Consider the following 15,358-nt stretch of genomic DNA (forward strand, 5'->3'; position numbering starts at 1 on the left):
CACCGCCCCCTTTACCTGTACCCAGAGGGCCAACCGAAGTGGAAACAAAAAGCAGCTTCAGAGGTCAACTCCTAGCGCAGGGCCTCAGCACCCGCTACCACTTCCAGAATCTCTTGGGTAATGGCAGCTTGACGCGCTTTGTTGTAGGAGAGGGTGAGGGTTCCAATCAGCGCTTGAGCATTATCGCTGGCGTTATTCATTGCCGTCATCCGCGCTGCCAATTCCGAGGCGGCGGCCTCTTGCAGTGCCCGTAGCAACTGGTTATTCAAGTAGAGAGGCAACAGGGCATCGAGAATTTGCACCGGATCCTGCTCAAAAATCATGTCAGGGGGTAGAGCAGGCAACGTCGAGGTGACTTTCTCGCGGTTGACTTCCAAATGGGAGCCACGGGTTGTCAGGCGGAAAATTTCATCATCGGCGGTTTCTAGCCCTTGGGGATCGAGGGGGAGCAGGGTTTGGACAACGGGCTTTGAACTAATCAGGGAGACAAACTTGGTGTAGATGAGTTCCACCCGATCCACCGTTTCCGAAAGAAAGAGGGAGAGCAGTTCACTGGCAATTTGACCCGCTTCACTGGCGGAGGGGATTTGCTCTAGGCCAGAATACACCGCATCAATGGGATAATCACGGCGCTGGAAGTATTGGGCTGCCTTGCGACCAACAATCACCAGAATATACTTGACGCCCTCGGCTTCGAGTTCTTGGGTACGCTCCTTGGCACGGCGAATAACGTTGGCATTGTAACCACCGCACAGCCCGCGATCGCCCGTCACCACCAGCAGCGCCACCGTCTTCACAGGACGCTTGGCCAATAGCGGTAAATTGGCATCCTCAAAGCGCAGTCGGGTTTGCAAGCCATAGAGCACCTGAGCCAAGCGATCGGCAAAGGGACGGCTCGCCATGACTTGTTCTTGGGCACGGCGAACTTTTGCTGCCGCCACGAGGCGCATAGCTTCGGTAATTTTGCGGGTATCTTTAATCGTTTTGATGCGATCGCGAATAGCTTTGAGATTGGGCACGGTAATCTAAACTCCTAAGCAAAGCGTCCCTGCCCTAAGATTTTAGCCCAGAGGGGGATCGCCTAAGCAGTCTTTTCACTTGACCCACCCCTACCAACCAGCGTTGTGATCACAGGCACGGCCAAAGCAGCGACAGGGGGAATGATGCGGCCAATGGGCTGCGGGAGATTTAAGCTGACACTCAAGGCAGAAACCACCGTTGCCGCAATGCCACTGATCCAAAGCACGGTGTCACGCCGCCGCCGTTGTCGCTTCAGGCGGTAATTTTCCTGGGCAGCAAGGGTGAGTTCAGTGGGGACAACGGTTGAGGATTGGTTGCGCAGCACCTCTAAATCATGTTGCAGGCCGTGCAGTTCATTTTGCGCTTGGGCAAGTTCCTCTTGCAGGCGATCGCGCTCCCTTTCCACTTGGGTGAGTTGCCGCGTTATCTCCGCCAGTTGTTGGGCAAAGCCGGCGTCTGGGGGATTGCCGAGAAGGGCGGTATCCTCTAAAGGAGCGGGTGGTGAAGCAGCCAAGAGGGTTTGCAGTTGTTGTTCGAGAGCGGTTTTTTCTGTTTGCAGTGAGGCCAGTTGATCTTGAAGTTCTTGAATTTGTGAGACTTGGGATTGCAGGGTTGCCACTTGACTTTGCAGTTCCTGAATCTGGGAGGCTTGCAGTTGCAGCGTTGCCAGTTGCTGCTGAAGTTCGTCTTGCTGAATGAGAGCCTGTGCCAGTTCCTGTTCAAGATTTTGCCGCAGGCCGCTCAAGGTGGCGTTTTCTTCACGGAGGCGGGCAATTTCCGCTTCAAGGGGGGCTGCTTCTACCGCTGGCGTCCCTAATTCTTTCATCTTGGCCAAGAGGGCTTCATGCTGCTGCTGAAGGCGGGCAAGGTCTTGGCTCAGTTGATCTCGCTGCTGTTGAACGTTGTTCAGTTCTGCGGTGAGCTGGCTAATTTGCTCCTGTAGGGCTTGGTTTTGGGCGATCGCCCGCTGTTCTGCGGTCAGGGTGAGCGACTCCAATTCAGCGGTCAGGGAATTGAGATCAATGTCTTGTGCGGGAGGCTCGTCCAACTCACCCAAATCACTGATGATGTTTTCTAGGAGGTCGTCGGGTTGGTTGCTAGGGGGTTCTGGACTGGCCATGATCCTGATACCTGCGCGAGTGCTAAGAATTGCTCCAATTATAGCGATCGCCGTCCCTATCCTCTAGGCTAGAAGGCGTCTGTCAGTTCTCGAACTAACCGGCATGCTCAAACGCGAACTGGGACTGTGGGGCGCTATTTTAACGGGTCTAGGCTCAATGATTGGTACGGGGCTGTTTGTCAGTTTAGGCATTGCCACCGACCTCGCCGGCCCTTGGGTATTGATCGCCCTGATCCTAGCAGCAGCGATCGCGCTGTGTAATGGCCTCAGTAGTGCCCAATTGGCCGCTTCCCATCCTGTGAGTGGGGGTACCTACGAGTATGGGTATCGCTATCTTTCTCCCCCTTTCGGCTTTACAGCGGGGTGGATGTTTTTACTGGCCAAATCGGCTTCCGCAGCCACTGCCGCCCTTGGGTCTATGGCTTATCTTTTCCAATGGCTTGGCCTAGAGGACAACAGCGGGCGCTGGCAAGTCATGGCTGCTCTGGGGCTACTGGCAGTCTTGACCTGTGTGGTGCTTTTGGGCATCCGGAGATCGGCGCAAGTGAATCTGGGGATTCTGCTTGTCACATTCGCGAGCTTGTTGCTCTTTGTGGGCATTGGCCACGTCCAACCGCAGGGAGGGTCACTTTGGCCAGCAGCATCGCAACCACTCTCGCTCAAGAATCTTCTCCAAGCAACGGCACTGCTCTTTGTCGCTTATGCAGGCTATGCCCGTATTGTTGTGCTAGCGGAGGAGGTCAAAACCCCTCGGCGAACCATTCCCCGCGCCATTGTGCTCACCATTGCCATTGTTCTGCTGCTGTACCTGAGTGTCACTTTCGTTGTCCTCGGCAGTCATGCTTCAGCGAACCGCACCACTGTTGCCTCCCTAGAGGTTGTGGCCAGTACCTTTGGCGTGCCTTGGCTGCCCCCTCTCATTGCTTTGGGGGCGATCGCGGCCATGGTGGGGATTTTGCTCAATCTGTTGCTCGGCCTCTCCCGTGTGGTGTTGGCAATGGCGCGACGGCGAGATTTACCGGCAAGTTTGGCTCAGATTCCAGCCCAAGGAAAACAACCTGTTGCTGCCATTCTTGCTGTCAGTGGCGGGATTGCCCTCTTGATCCTGATTGGCAATGTAAAAACTACGTGGTCTTTTAGTGCCTTTAGCGTCCTGATTTACTACGCCATTACCAACCTCGCCACACTGCAACTGAAGGAGCCACAATTTCCCCGCTGGCTTGCGGTTGCCGGTTTAATCGGCTGTCTAGGGCTGGCCTTTTGGGTCGAAGGCCAAGTGTGGCTATCGGGGTGGGGTCTCATTCTTCTTGGACTTGCTTGGCACTACTGGGTACGGAGGGCAAAGGCCGTTTGAAAGTCTTGCCGGGTCATCGGTTGCGTCACTTCTAGCCCCTCACCCCCCAAGACGCGCAGGGGTTCACCCCCAATGGAAATCCAAACTGGCGCATTGGGATCACTTACTGTTGCTGTGTACAGTAGCTGTCCTAGGCGCGCTTGCATCGAAGCACTTCCCCCACCTTTGGTAAACTCTGGGGAGAGATCCACATGGATGCCATCGGCTTTGACTTCTACACGATTGACACGGGTATTTTCCGGAATGCTGGTGGTGACATCTTGATTGGCAGGACCCGCCAAAAGCCGCTCCAAGCGAGATTGAATAAAGAGTTCTGGCCGTGTTGCTGGGGTAGTGATCCGTACCGTAGAGGGCACTAAAACGAGGGTGTCCCCTTCATTTTTAACCCAAAAGATTTGAGTTTCCTGCTGCTGGGCAACTTCCGCCGGATTAGGAACCGGATCTCCCTGCCGGGGGGGACTCAAGGTTAGCCATGCCGCTGTACCAGCCGAGGCAAGGCCAATAACCGCCAGCACAATCAAGGTGGGGCGGGAGCGGGTGACTTTTGCTACCATCACGATCTCTCCTTGGCGGGATGCACCTGCCTTTACCTTAGACGCTATGATTCAAGGGTAAAGTTCCAGTGCCTGTGGCGTTAGGGGCAGTTGCCCACTGCTTAAACTAGAGGATAGTTCTCCCTTTAGATCAAGTTTAAGTCATGGTGCAAACGACTCCCCGTGCAGCAGAACTGGCCACTGCCCTCCTTGATGCGGTTAGGATTGCTCCCCAAGATTGGCATCGCCTCAAGGGAAATCGCCGTGCTCGTGCCCTCGAACAAGCGGCTGCCGCTCTGGTCTATCTCCTTAAGGAAAATGATGCTGAGGCATTGGCGCATCTCCAACAGGCAGTGGGTTGGCTCGATCGCTCCATTAGTGCGCCGCCTTGCCCTACGCACCACCATTAGCGGTGCCAGCGTCGCCACTGGGAAACCACCAGATCGCTTGTGACATGGAGCAGTGCCGATAGCTCTAGGCCAAGGGCGATCGCAACTCCCCAGCGCCAGTCGATTCCCTGCCAACGATGTAGCCATTCCTGCACAAGGGAAAGGTGTCCTGTGAATGCGGCAACTCCGGCCACAAGACCCAGTCCTAACCCCAACCAAAAGCTGAGATAGAGCAACCGAATCACCGTGCCCACCACTGGGCCATGGGTCCAAAAGGAGCGATGGTGAAAGGCTTTTTGGTAGGGTAGCCATATTCCCCGCAGCCAGCCCCAACGGTAGTAGGGCAAGGAGGGGGTATCGAGGTCTGGACTGAGGAGAAAGCCGCCAATACCAAAACTACTGCTGGCAATCGCCCCCCATATCCAGTCACGGGTGAGGGCACTGGCGGTGAAGCCCACAAGGGGCATGCCGATCCAAGTGAGGCGATCGTGGGTACGGCCACTGGGCATTGAGGATTCCGCAGACATTTCCTAGGGCAAAGCTACGGCAAAACAGGCTGGATCATGCAATGGGAGAACTCATTGGCTCCAGTGTGCGTCTAAGTGGACTTGAACCAAGCTGAAATTTGAATCTGATGAAGGGCGATCGCGCAAAACTAAATCGCAGGGTGTGCCAGTTCACAGACCTGTCCCCGATCAATTATGCTGAGCACGTTTGAGCGAGCGGCTTGGCTAGCCAACTTGGCAGTGTGTTGTGCATCGCTGGTGGAGGAAGCGTGAATGGATCAACCGTGGCGTTCTTGGCAATTTCGAGCTGTGGTGAGTTTGCTATGGGCACCCGCTACTGCACTGGTCATGGCTCAGCCTGCCTCAGCCGGCCGCCTACAATTGTGGCGACTCAACCCCGCCACCAATCAACTGGAAATTCGCACGGAACGCGCTGTTCAGCCCCGTGCTGAATTGGTCTATAACCCGACCCGTCTTGTCATTGACTTGCCGGGCGTGGTTCTCGGTAGCCCTCAGATTACGCAAAACTACAGTGGTGCCATTCGCCAAGTGCGGGTTGCCCAGTTTGACCCCCAAACCACGCGGATTGTGGTGGAATATGCGGCTGGTTTTACAATTGATCCGCAGCAGGTGCGCTTTCGGGGAGTCACAGCTAATAACTGGTTGGTGCAACTGCCCACACCCCAGCAGCAAACAGTTTCGTTACCGCCGCCGCCCCCACCGTCTCCTCCCGTAACGCCCACAGGGCCGCTGCAAGTGCGAAGTTGGCGGGCAGATGCCACGGGTTTTCTGGTGCTAGCCGATCGCCCCCTGCCCGAAGGAAGCTATACCCTTCGCCGCCCTCGGCGCGATCGCATTGAAATTCTCCTCAGCAATAGTGAACTCATTCGCAACTTTAGTCCTCGGCGGTTGGAACTGCGCCGCTTTGGTCGGGATCGTGTCCGGGCAGAGGTACGGACTCAGAGCAATCGCCAAGTCCAAATTACCCTCGACATTGACCCCCAAGATGCCGATTGGCAAGTGACGCCCCGTAATGATGGCTTTGTGATTGTGCCTTCAACTACGGCCATTACACCCCCACCTCCGCCACCGTCCCAACGCCCTAGTGTGATTCCTGCGGCCAGTGCTCAAACTCCCCTCACAACGATCCAGCGCGTTGATCTGGGGGGACGCGAGTTGCTGATTCAGGGCGATCGCACCGTTTTCTATAACGTGGGCTGGGAAGGCAATCGCTATCGCATTCGCCTACGGCAAGCACAGTTGGACAGCAATCTGCGCGAACCCCGCCTTGTCACTGGTAGTCCCCTCAGCAATATTGAATTTCGCCAAGAGGATAATCAAACCGTTTCTATTCTCCTGACGCCAGCACCGAACTTTCGTATCCTTGGGCCTCGCCCCCTCTCTGCGGAAGCCTTTGTGGTGCAAATCCAAGGAGCGAATGACTCGCCTACGAGTGCCCCAACACCCATTGATACCCCCCCCACGGCAACCACCCAGCCCCCCAGTCAGCCCGTCCCCCGCGGCCGGTTTGTGGTGGTCATTGATCCCGGGCATGGTGGACGCGATCCCGGTGCCATTGGTATTGGCGGCATTCGTGAAAAGGATATTGTTCTCGATATCAGCCTGCAAGTTTCCCAATTTTTGCAACAGCAGGGTGTGCAGGTGATTATGACCCGCACCACAGACATTGACTTAGACTTGGCTCCTCGGGTCGCCATTGCGGAACGGGCACGGGCAAATGCCTTTGTGAGTATTCACGCCAATGCCATTAGTCTGGCTCGCCCCGATGTCAATGGTTTAGAAACCTACTTTGCCCCCGGACGCTCAAGTCGTTTGGCATCCGCCATTCACAATAGTATTCTCAGTTCCTTGAACATTCGCGATCGCGGGGTACGATCCGCGCGATTCTACGTCATCCGCAATACGTCAATGGATTCTGCCCTTGTCGAGACAGGGTTTGTCACGGGCGCAGAGGATGCTGCCAACTTCCAGAATCCTGCTTGGCGGACGCAAATGGCACGGGCGATCGCCCAAGGCATTCTCAACTTTTTACAGGGACGATAATGGAGCTGACGGGAGTCGAACCCGTGTCCGCCCTAGCTATTCATCGACTGCTCATTCACAGGCTTAGCCTTTCTGACCCTCAGGCGGGAACTGCTCCTTATCCCGAACAGTAGGATGCTCTGGTAGAGTCTTTGCTAAACAGCCCACCAGAGAGAACTGCCTAGCGCATCCGTTGGGGTTAACCCGCTGCCCTTAACGGAGTCAGACAACGAGTGCTCGAACCTGTTTAGAGGTCTTAGGCTACCGCAGCAGCTTTACGAGCGAAAGGAACGATGTTGTTCGCAGTTACTTTTGGTTTGGACTCTGGATTAACGAGAGATAGCCCACTCTCGACCTGTATCACAGCCCAACTTTCACTAGGACGTCGAAGCCGTTTCAGCCCCTTGTGTAGAGCTACCCCTAAGCTAGCGCATTTTTTTGGAGTTGACAACAGGTCGTTATTCGAGCGATCGCCGGCCAATGGTTCGCGGTTTAGGACGGGGTGCTGGGCCTGCCATCGCCACCATGCGATCCAACTGTTTATGTTGGGCAAAATACTCTTGCCATAGGGCAGGGGCATCCAGTGTGTCACCCCCATGGGTCGTCAAGCGTTGCCGCACCCGACAGAGGACAGGGGTATTCACACAGGCACCCGCAATAATCACTTGCCCCTTACTCAGGGCAGGCAGTTCTTTGAGCAAATCTCGACCCGCCGCCTCTACGCCATGTTTGAGGCTCTCTTGATCCACGGGGTTGACAATCCGTAGCATAAACTGGCTCATGCATTGGGAGAGCACATCGCTATCGAGTTTGCCGGGACGCTGGGTAATCAGTCCCACCCCAAGTCCAAATTTACGGCCCTCACTGAGAATCGTGCGCAGCACCCGCTTACATTGCGAGGGTTCATGGGCAGGGGCAAAGCGATGTGCCTCCTCAATCAAAATAAAGACTGGGTAGGGTAAGTATTGCTCATCCCCTTCAGAAACGCGGTCTTTTTGGGTATTCATGCGGGCATGGTTGGTTTGGCGCAAAATTGCTGTGGCAATGACCTGCTGCTCCTCAAGGGGAATCTCATTCATTTGCAGAATCGTCACTTGGCCGGGGGTAAATAAGTCCTGCGGTGGCAGGTGCTCATAGGCATGGAAATAGTCAGAGCGCTGCATTTTTTCCAACTTCCAAGCCAAAGCATCAGCAGAGGAACCCTGCTTGACATTGCCCTCTTCATCTTCAACACGATCCACAGCATAGACCGCTGCAATCAAGTCCTGCGTACTCCAACGGCCATTGGGATAGAGGCGGCGCACTTCATCGTGGGCTTTTTTGAGAATGGCCTGCTGGCGATCGCTCATCTGGGGAAGCAGCGTCAGAATATCGTGAAACTCTAGGGAAGAAACCCGAATTTTCACCTGCTCGGGCGTAATAATTTTCACCTGAGGTTGATAGCCATCCTCCCCCTGAAAGGCTTCATGTCCCCTCAGTTGCGCCAGCGTGTGGTATTCACCGTGGGGGTCGAGGATCAGCACTGCGGCTCGATTTTTCGGCGACAGCAACTCCTCCACCAAAACCCCTGCTGTATAGGATTTCCCTGACCCTGTGCCGGCAAGGATGGCCACATGGGTACTCACCAGTTCCTTCACATCGAGGGCAATGGGAACGGCCCCCTCCTCGCGCAACAACAGCGACCCAATATGAGCCGCCCCCGGCACCTCTGGCTGTTTTTTGTTGAGAACCCGCCGCAGTAGTTTATCTTCCGCTAAATAGACCTTGGCACCGGGCAGGGGCAGCCGCCGCAGATTATTAAAGCCAAAGACCTCATGAAATTCCCCCATCACTTCTACAGTCATCTCGTAGAGTTCCGCCGGTTCACAGGTAAAACCAATCAGGGCAGCCACCGCACCGGGATTCAGTTCGTGATCAGCAAACATCCGATCCGGTAGATGCTCTATCAGACGGCAGCCAGTAATCTTGCCCAAGACTTGATGAACAGCAGCAGCATGGGAGTTCGAGGTCCCACTTGGGGAATGGCTCAACTCGTAATAGACAAATTCACCCATTCGCACGGGCTGGGCATCAGCCGTAATAAAGACGTACTCGCTACCGCTATCTCCGGGGCCTTTGACAATGCCGACAATGTGACGCGAGGAATGATGACTATTCATGGCACAGGACGGGTTCCCCAACCAAAGTTGTAGTGTGGTTAACCCCAATCCTACGCGATTTTCTGGTCAAGGGTTGTAAGGTGCCTATTCCTCAAGCACTGGCGGTGGCCCACTGGGAGCAGGAATCAAAAAGGCAACAATGGCACCCAAGGCAAAACCAGCGACATTGCGCAGAACGGGTAGCCATTCTTGGGTACGCACCAGAACAGGGCCAAGGCCAAAGGCAAAGAAAAGCATCCCCCACAGCGGCGAAAAGAGGAGAATCCACTTCCAAGCGACTTTTTGATCTGCACGGCGGGGGCGAGCCACAAAGCCCAAAATGATGCCGCCAAAGATGGAGGTGGCAAGGGTGAGAATCCATTGCTCTTGGGGTAATCCCGGTACGGCACGGCATCCGCCTTGGGAGAGGCAGGTTTCAATGGCATGAAGTGATTGCAGGATGGCCTGATCTTCGCCGTTGTCGCGGACAAAGTATTGATTGCCAAAGCGGGTTTGCAACTCAACCCAAAAAGTGCGCTGGAGGACGCGGTAGGCGGTGTCACCAACATTGAAGTTCAAAAGATTGCCGCCGCGCGTATCGGCCACCAGCAGAATACTGCGATCGTCTAGGTCCCAAAAGTCCCGCACCGCTAAGCCGGGGGTGCGATCGTACTGGGTGAGGACGCGCAATTTCCAGCCCGTCTGTGCTTCAAATTCTGCCAGTTCGCTGTCAAGGCGTTCCTTTTGAACGGGTGTCAGAATCTGCGCTAAATCAACGACATTGGTTGGCTCCGCGGGCAACAACTCTGGATTGTTGAAGCTATGGGCAGGGGCGATCGCGCCCAACCAGCAGCAGCTCACAAGCACCATCACTAAACCAATTTGGCGAAACCAGCGCCGGACTTGTTGAAGCATCGTAATAAAAATTTACAAATAGGGCATCTTTTTTAATTATCTTAAGGGTATGCTGCGAAACATTGCAATCAGCCCCAGCGTCTTCTCAGACAATATGCAGCTTTTGTTAAACTCACCCTATCCTGAGAATCCCATTGCTATACTGCAAGCCTAAAAGTTTTGTTGTCCCTGTCTCATTAGTCACTCCTCACCTGCGATGCCCTACTCTCCTCAACTGCTGCAATACCTTGAACAGGAACTGGCACTGCCACCAGAGAGTATTGCGATGGCTTTGCGTCAATGGCAACAGCAGCGCGGATCTTTGCCGATCATTCTTTGGCAGTACGGATTGATTACACTGGAGCAGTTGGATCGGATTTTTGAGTGGCTCGATCAAACGCGGGGCGATCGCTCTTCCCACATTTCTCCCTAGGACTCGTGACTAGTCTCCTGCCATTCAGCCAGCTTTTGCTGTGCAATTTGTCGCACATTAGGGCTAGGATGAGCTATCTTTTGCTCTCACAACAGCCAAGGCCTTTTCAAAAACCTCGTTTGGACAGCTAGGATGTTCCAGTAAGCCAAAGACAATTTCCTCAAGATGGTTACTTTTTAGATGGGGATGAGAGCCAATTTGTTTGAGAGCAATGGGAGGTGTCATTGGATTTTTGACCAATGCTAGCAAAACTTTTAGATTCCAGTGATGAGACAACTCAATCAGGCGATCGCCATCAGTTTGCGGATTACTGGCTAACCGAATCAAATCGGCACAAATATCTTTTTGGGAAAGGGCGGCAATAACTTCTATTGACTCGTGACGGCTTAAAGTCTCTATCGCTTCCTCAGGTAAATCAGGACGGTTCGCTAAGGCAACGTGGACACTATGACTTGAATCATTGAGTAGTTGCATCAGTAGTTCACGAGGTAAATTAGGGTTTGAGGCAAGCCAGGCTCTGACATTGAACATAACTTGCTCTGTACCCTCAGATCCGTAATCTCGCATTATTTCAACCATGGACTGAATGGGTAAATTGGGGTTTTCCGCAGCCGCGCAACGGACGCTGTCTATAGGGTCATGGATCAGCTCCTCCAGTAAAAAAATAGGACAATTAGGATTTTTAGCAATTCCTTTCCTTAACCCAGAGCAACAGCGATCCTTATCTTGTGCCCACTGACACAGAAGTTCTACGGGGATATCGGTTCGAGCACCAATGGTCTCTTGGATCCTAGAGCTTAGACTGCGGATGCGATTTGGGGGGGAAAAAATACCATAGCTTTTGTTATCGATGTAATTGAGGCGATCTGCAACGATTTCTTTTGAGAAGTTTAACAAATGGTTAAGCACACTCAAAGGAGTTTCAGGCGCTGCTGCCACCTCCTTCAGGGTAAACCACAATGTCCTCAGATCATCCAAATTACCACTGTGCCTTTCTCGATCAGGAACAAGAAACCAAGCCCAATCAGCCGTTTTGGGATTCAGAAGTAATGCTCTCAGTGCAGATAGAGAGAGGTCTTTTAAGTCTGGATCAAGATGCCACAAAATTTCAAGAACAGGATTGGCAAAAACCTCTTCAGGAAAGTGCTCAGCCAAAGGTAGTAGAATCTCTTTGGGGGTTTGTGGATTACTCGCCAGTGCTCGTAAAATCTCAGGCTTGCCTTTCTCAACAAGTCGTTCAATCAGGGAAATCGGAATCGCCGGATTTTGTGCGACCAAGACGGCCAAAGCATCATTTCTCATGGCCAATGCCCATAATTGCTCCGCTGGAGTTTTCGGATCAAGGGCGATCGCCTGCCACTCAGAACAATCTTTTTGAAAGCTATCTGCCATTCTATCTAGCGCCCTTTTGATAAATAACATTATTAAATGATAACAAAAGATTCTAAATAAGACGAATCACTTCACCCCAAGGAAAGTCTGCCGTGTCCAAGCCGCCCGGACACACGACCCACAGGACTGGCAACGGCGGCGGTTCCTCAGGGAAATTACCATAGCCATCGGTGAGGTAAACACAAACACCATCGGTCATCCCATCCCAGCGCTCCGCTACCTTTGTGAAAAATGGACAGAAATCTGTACCACCGCCCCCTTGAGGCTTGGGAATTTGGCTCGCTGTATCTAGCTCGTAGGGGCCGTAAATATCAGCATCTGCATAGTAAAGTTCCACTTTAATGTGGGGGTAAGCCGCCAAAATCCCTGTGACTTCTCCTAAAAACTGGGCAATGAGGTCATCGCTTACCGAACCACTCGTATCAACAGCCACATACACCAAGACGGATTCACCAATGAGGGTTTCAATGTACAAGTTGTGATAGACAAACCGGCGATCGAATCCCTGAAAATCTGTTGGTGTGTGCACCAAGTAGCGCCATAGTTGTGTCCGCCAATCGACCTGCCCACGACGCAAGTCACGGCAGTATCGTTCAATACCCGCTGGAAGTGTTCCTCGCTGTTTACTCAGTTCAGCAATACAGATTGCCTGTTGGAGTGCCTGCCGCCAAAAAGCTTCTATTTCATGCAGCCATTCCTGATCGAGCACTCCACTGTGCTCATGCCCATTGCCGTCACCCTCACCGCCATTGACGGGCTTAGCATCGGGCAATCCTTCCTCCAGTAAGTCCCGTTGTTCGGCGGGTAAGTCATTTTTTATTCTTTGTGAACCATTTGAACTCTTGGCCTTTCCCCGTTTCTTTGTCTTTCCCCGTTTCTGTAGGCAGGCGTACACCTCCTCAACATCAAATCGCTCCAAGTCTGGATCAATCAAACTCCCCGGCAGTAATTCTAAGTGCTCTTGATTGCGAATCATGCCATTGACCACGATGTCGGCAGCGATATTCCAAAGGGTTTGATCTCGTGTACCGCGCCGCACTGCATGGAGCAAAGCCATGTGTAAAACTTCATGGATAATGACTGCATCCTGCTGCTTTCGAGGCAAGCTTACAAATACCTCAGGATTGAGATACAGGGACTTACCATTCGTGGCTGCAATGGGCACTGAATCAGTGAAATAAGCCTGTGCAAATAAGGCCAGTGTGCCGAAGAAAGGATTGTGCATCTGTAGCCGAGTCATGGCATAACTGTAGGCTTTGTCAGCAGTCATCTGTGTTTTCATGACAAGTCTTCTATTAATCAATGGTGAATTGAAAAATCCCTACAGCGTAGTCATGATGATTGTCTTAAACTCCTGTAGGTACTTTTGTAGTCCTGACGTAGGCCGTTGTTTGAGTAACACGACCAAGCGACCCATCAATTGTTTATGCTCGATTTGTCGCAACATATCCACCGCATAGAGACGCACCCACTCGGCTGGAGCTTTCTTTTCCATCCAGTCAAAGGCATTGAGAGCTTCTTCAGCGGTTTTCAGGCGTACCGTCAGACCAATGGTCACGGCATAGCGCAGTGAGGGTTCTTGAGGAAAAGGAATCGAGGCGCCTTGACCTATCAGAATCGCCTCTAGATCAGGTAAGGATTCGTAGATTTTGACATAGGCATTGAATTCTGCGGCAACCCCCTCGCCAACCGCAGGGGCGATACTCAAGCCAGCCTGATACAGGCGATTGGCCATAAACCAAGAACGCGGAGAAGGCCAAGCGGATGCTGTTGGGCGAAATTTGTGGAGCAATTCTGGACGAAACGATAGAAAAGCAAGCAAGTATTCATGCAGCCCTTGCTGCAATCCATAGGCTTTGAAACTATCAAAGTTCACCTCCACTTCAAGGTGGATAAAGCGATTCGCTAGGGGCGCAGGCATTTCATACACAGCCGCACGATCTTCCTTGCGGTTACCCGCTGCCCAAATGTACCAGCCTTGGGGCACACGGTAGCTCCCCACCTGCCGATCCAAAATCAACTGTTGGGCTACCCCTTGTAGGGCAGGGGGCGCCATATTCAACTCATCCAGAAACAAGATACCTTTACCGTCACGGGGCAAAAACTCCGGTGGATACCAGACAGAAATCCCCTCTGTTTTCTCGTGGGAGGACTTAGGTAATGCCACAGGCAAGCCTCGTAAATCCGTTGGTGCCAGTTGGCTCAAGCGTAGATCAATAAAATCTAAGCCGTACTTCTGGGCGGTTTGCGCCACAATACTCGACTTACCAATTCCGGGGGGGCCCCAAATCATGAGGCTCATGTCTTCCAATTGATGCTGAACCAATGAGTTCAAAAACTGTTCTAATTCGGCGGGTGTCATGCCAAAAACCTCACATCTGCAGAATTGGGCTGTCGGTATTGAGGGAGAGAAGGACTTGAGCGATCTGGCTCGCTGTTCAACCGCTTCAATAAATTATCCATCTGTGTTGAGTAAAGTATGCACAGGAACAGAGTCCGCCGCACACAGCAAAGCCTCCCCCACCGTAAGTCCAGAAAGTCATTGATCAAGAATTCCTCTCTACTGCTTTCGATCTAGACATGTTTGTAGGTTCCAGCGCACTGCATTACGGACATCCCTATTCCCATCCTTCGCAAGGGTTTCGAGGGCAGAGGGGGGAGTCTTCGGGTTCCCCGCTACTGCTGCGCGGACATCCCAATCCTCATCCTCAGCAAGGGTTTCGAGGAGTTCAGGAGGAATCGTTGTTGCCTCAGCCGCCTGCTGTCTCACTTCCCAGTTTTGACGCTGGACTGCAACTGTCAATGCCCAAGTCGGCGGCTCTGTAAGCTTTAATATTCGTATTAAGGTTTCATCACTGATGCTCTGTAGTTCGCTGTCTTGGAGCACAAGGAGTTCCATCACAGGATTGCGAGCTACTGCCCCCGGAAATTTCTCAGCCAGTTCATAGAGGGTAACTGGAGGGGTCTGGGGATTCATCGCCACTTTACGGCGGACATTGGCCTCTGGGTGTTGTGCTAAAGTTTTCAGGAGAGCATGGGATGCACTGAGGTTCTGGGCCAGAGCTTCTGCTAACGGTTTATTGCCTTGAGCTTCCGATAGCCAAGCCTCTAGAACATCAGCAGGGGTATTGCCATTGGCAGCAACCGCAAGGCGGACATTTTCATCTCGATCATTAGCCAACATCTGTAAAATCTCTGCTGGCGTGGCAGCCAACTGTGCTACACACTGGCGCACTTTGGGGTCAGGATGCTGTGCCGCAACCATAATCATGTCGGTATCAGGCTGGTCAGTGGCCGTGAGTTGGTTAATAATGCGCCGAGAACTCATACAGTATCTTTGCTCTCATTTCTTAAAATTACTGCTTGATGTCTAGGGATCAACACTGTAGGTCAATACTTTTCATGAAAAATAGTAATAAAGCTGCGGCCTTGGGAGATTAAAAATTTCACTAGATTTTATTCATGAATGGTAATTCTGTCAAGATTCCCATAATTACGAGGCAGGGTAAACGCATACTAGAAAAGTAAGCCAATCG

General features: G+C 52.7%; 14 protein-coding genes and 1 other RNA gene. 4 read left to right on the forward strand and 11 right to left on the reverse strand.

Annotation, left to right across the window (positions count from 1 at the left end; genetic code table 11):
• Positions 1 to 71 precede the first annotated feature (71 nt).
• A complete protein-coding gene (locus tag KV190_RS06950; RefSeq protein WP_460192551.1) occupies positions 72 to 1,019 on the reverse strand; it encodes a F0F1 ATP synthase subunit gamma in 948 nt (315 codons plus the stop codon).
• Positions 1,020 to 1,081: 62 nt separating this feature from the next.
• Positions 1,082 to 2,140, reverse strand: coding sequence for a hypothetical protein (locus KV190_RS06955; protein ID WP_460192552.1), 1,059 nt, complete (start codon positions 2,138 to 2,140; stop codon positions 1,082 to 1,084).
• A 103-nt stretch (positions 2,141 to 2,243) separates the two neighbouring features.
• Between KV190_RS06955 and KV190_RS06960 the strand changes: the two genes are divergently transcribed.
• Positions 2,244 to 3,494, forward strand: coding sequence for an APC family permease (locus KV190_RS06960; protein ID WP_460192553.1), 1,251 nt, complete (start codon positions 2,244 to 2,246; stop codon positions 3,492 to 3,494).
• On the opposite strand, the gene KV190_RS06965 is transcribed toward KV190_RS06960, so the two are convergent.
• Entirely contained in the window at positions 3,464 to 4,048 is a 585-nt protein-coding gene (locus KV190_RS06965; RefSeq protein ID WP_460192554.1) for a GerMN domain-containing protein, read from the reverse strand. The two genes, KV190_RS06960 and KV190_RS06965, sit on opposite strands and share 31 nt — an antisense overlap.
• 143 nt (positions 4,049 to 4,191) lie before the next feature.
• Between KV190_RS06965 and KV190_RS06970 the strand changes: the two genes are divergently transcribed.
• Positions 4,192 to 4,437 (forward strand): DUF6439 family protein, encoded by a 246-nt coding sequence (locus KV190_RS06970; protein ID WP_460192555.1) that lies wholly within the window; start codon positions 4,192 to 4,194, stop codon positions 4,435 to 4,437.
• Here the strand turns inward: KV190_RS06970 and KV190_RS06975 are convergent.
• Complete coding sequence (locus KV190_RS06975; RefSeq protein WP_460192556.1) at positions 4,434 to 4,943, reverse strand: metal-binding protein; 510 nt, start codon at positions 4,941 to 4,943, stop codon at positions 4,434 to 4,436. The two genes, KV190_RS06970 and KV190_RS06975, sit on opposite strands and share 4 nt — an antisense overlap.
• 252 nt (positions 4,944 to 5,195) lie before the next feature.
• On the opposite strand from KV190_RS06975, the gene KV190_RS06980 reads away from it, so the two are divergent.
• A complete protein-coding gene (locus KV190_RS06980; RefSeq protein WP_460192557.1) occupies positions 5,196 to 6,986 on the forward strand; it encodes an N-acetylmuramoyl-L-alanine amidase in 1,791 nt (596 codons plus the stop codon).
• Here the strand turns inward: KV190_RS06980 and ssrA are convergent.
• The 3 genes from ssrA to KV190_RS06995 all read right to left on the reverse strand — a co-directional run bounded on the left by ssrA (position 6,984) and on the right by KV190_RS06995 (position 9,973).
• Positions 6,984 to 7,369, reverse strand: a transfer-messenger RNA (tmRNA) gene (ssrA, locus tag KV190_RS06985). The two genes, KV190_RS06980 and ssrA, sit on opposite strands and share 3 nt — an antisense overlap.
• 54 nt (positions 7,370 to 7,423) lie before the next feature.
• Positions 7,424 to 9,124: an ATP-binding protein gene (locus KV190_RS06990; protein ID WP_460192558.1), complete on the reverse strand. Its 1,701-nt coding sequence runs from the start codon at positions 9,122 to 9,124 to the stop codon at positions 7,424 to 7,426.
• Between the two features lie 84 nt (positions 9,125 to 9,208).
• Positions 9,209 to 9,973 carry a TPM domain-containing protein gene (locus KV190_RS06995; protein ID WP_460195247.1) on the reverse strand — a complete coding sequence of 255 codons (765 nt, stop codon included), beginning with the start codon at positions 9,971 to 9,973 and terminating at the stop codon, positions 9,209 to 9,211.
• A gap of 241 nt (positions 9,974 to 10,214) precedes the next feature.
• Here KV190_RS06995 and KV190_RS07000 point away from each other — a divergent pair, with 241 nt between their 5' ends.
• Positions 10,215 to 10,430, forward strand: a complete 216-nt coding sequence (locus tag KV190_RS07000) for a DUF2949 domain-containing protein (protein ID WP_460192559.1) — start codon at positions 10,215 to 10,217, stop codon at positions 10,428 to 10,430.
• 63 nt (positions 10,431 to 10,493) lie between these two features.
• On the opposite strand, the gene KV190_RS07005 is transcribed toward KV190_RS07000, so the two are convergent.
• The 4 genes from KV190_RS07005 to KV190_RS07020 form a co-directional block, all read right to left on the reverse strand.
• A complete protein-coding gene (locus KV190_RS07005; protein WP_460192560.1) occupies positions 10,494 to 11,822 on the reverse strand; it encodes a variant leucine-rich repeat-containing protein in 1,329 nt (442 codons plus the stop codon).
• A gap of 52 nt (positions 11,823 to 11,874) precedes the next feature.
• Positions 11,875 to 13,092: a vWA domain-containing protein gene (locus KV190_RS07010; protein WP_460192562.1), complete on the reverse strand. Its 1,218-nt coding sequence runs from the start codon at positions 13,090 to 13,092 to the stop codon at positions 11,875 to 11,877.
• 51 nt (positions 13,093 to 13,143) lie between these two features.
• A complete protein-coding gene (locus tag KV190_RS07015; RefSeq protein ID WP_460192563.1) occupies positions 13,144 to 14,184 on the reverse strand; it encodes an AAA family ATPase in 1,041 nt (346 codons plus the stop codon).
• Positions 14,185 to 14,382: 198 nt separating this feature from the next.
• Complete coding sequence (locus tag KV190_RS07020; RefSeq protein ID WP_460192564.1) at positions 14,383 to 15,150, reverse strand: HEAT repeat domain-containing protein; 768 nt, start codon at positions 15,148 to 15,150, stop codon at positions 14,383 to 14,385.
• Between the last annotated feature and the right edge of the window lie 208 nt (positions 15,151 to 15,358).

Source organism: Thermosynechococcus sp. FA-CM-4201, from assembly GCF_054689355.1.

Coding starts and splice junctions, on each gene's coding strand:
- KV190_RS06990 (WP_460192558.1), bottom strand. CDS start 9,124: ATGAATAGTCATCATTCCTCGCGTCACATTGTCGGCATTGTCAAAGGC.
- KV190_RS07010 (WP_460192562.1), bottom strand. CDS start 13,092: ATGACTGCTGACAAAGCCTACAGTTATGCCATGACTCGGCTACAGATG.
- KV190_RS07015 (WP_460192563.1), bottom strand. CDS start 14,184: ATGACACCCGCCGAATTAGAACAGTTTTTGAACTCATTGGTTCAGCAT.
- KV190_RS07020 (WP_460192564.1), bottom strand. CDS start 15,150: ATGAGTTCTCGGCGCATTATTAACCAACTCACGGCCACTGACCAGCCT.
- KV190_RS07005 (WP_460192560.1), bottom strand. CDS start 11,822: ATGGCAGATAGCTTTCAAAAAGATTGTTCTGAGTGGCAGGCGATCGCC.
- KV190_RS06955 (WP_460192552.1), bottom strand. CDS start 2,140: ATGGCCAGTCCAGAACCCCCTAGCAACCAACCCGACGACCTCCTAGAA.
- KV190_RS07000 (WP_460192559.1), top strand. CDS start 10,215: ATGCCCTACTCTCCTCAACTGCTGCAATACCTTGAACAGGAACTGGCA.
- KV190_RS06965 (WP_460192554.1), bottom strand. CDS start 4,048: ATGGTAGCAAAAGTCACCCGCTCCCGCCCCACCTTGATTGTGCTGGCG.
- KV190_RS06980 (WP_460192557.1), top strand. CDS start 5,196: ATGGATCAACCGTGGCGTTCTTGGCAATTTCGAGCTGTGGTGAGTTTG.
- KV190_RS06995 (WP_460195247.1), bottom strand. CDS start 9,973: ATGGTGCTTGTGAGCTGCTGCTGGTTGGGCGCGATCGCCCCTGCCCAT.
- KV190_RS06970 (WP_460192555.1), top strand. CDS start 4,192: ATGGTGCAAACGACTCCCCGTGCAGCAGAACTGGCCACTGCCCTCCTT.
- KV190_RS06975 (WP_460192556.1), bottom strand. CDS start 4,943: ATGTCTGCGGAATCCTCAATGCCCAGTGGCCGTACCCACGATCGCCTC.
- KV190_RS06960 (WP_460192553.1), top strand. CDS start 2,244: ATGCTCAAACGCGAACTGGGACTGTGGGGCGCTATTTTAACGGGTCTA.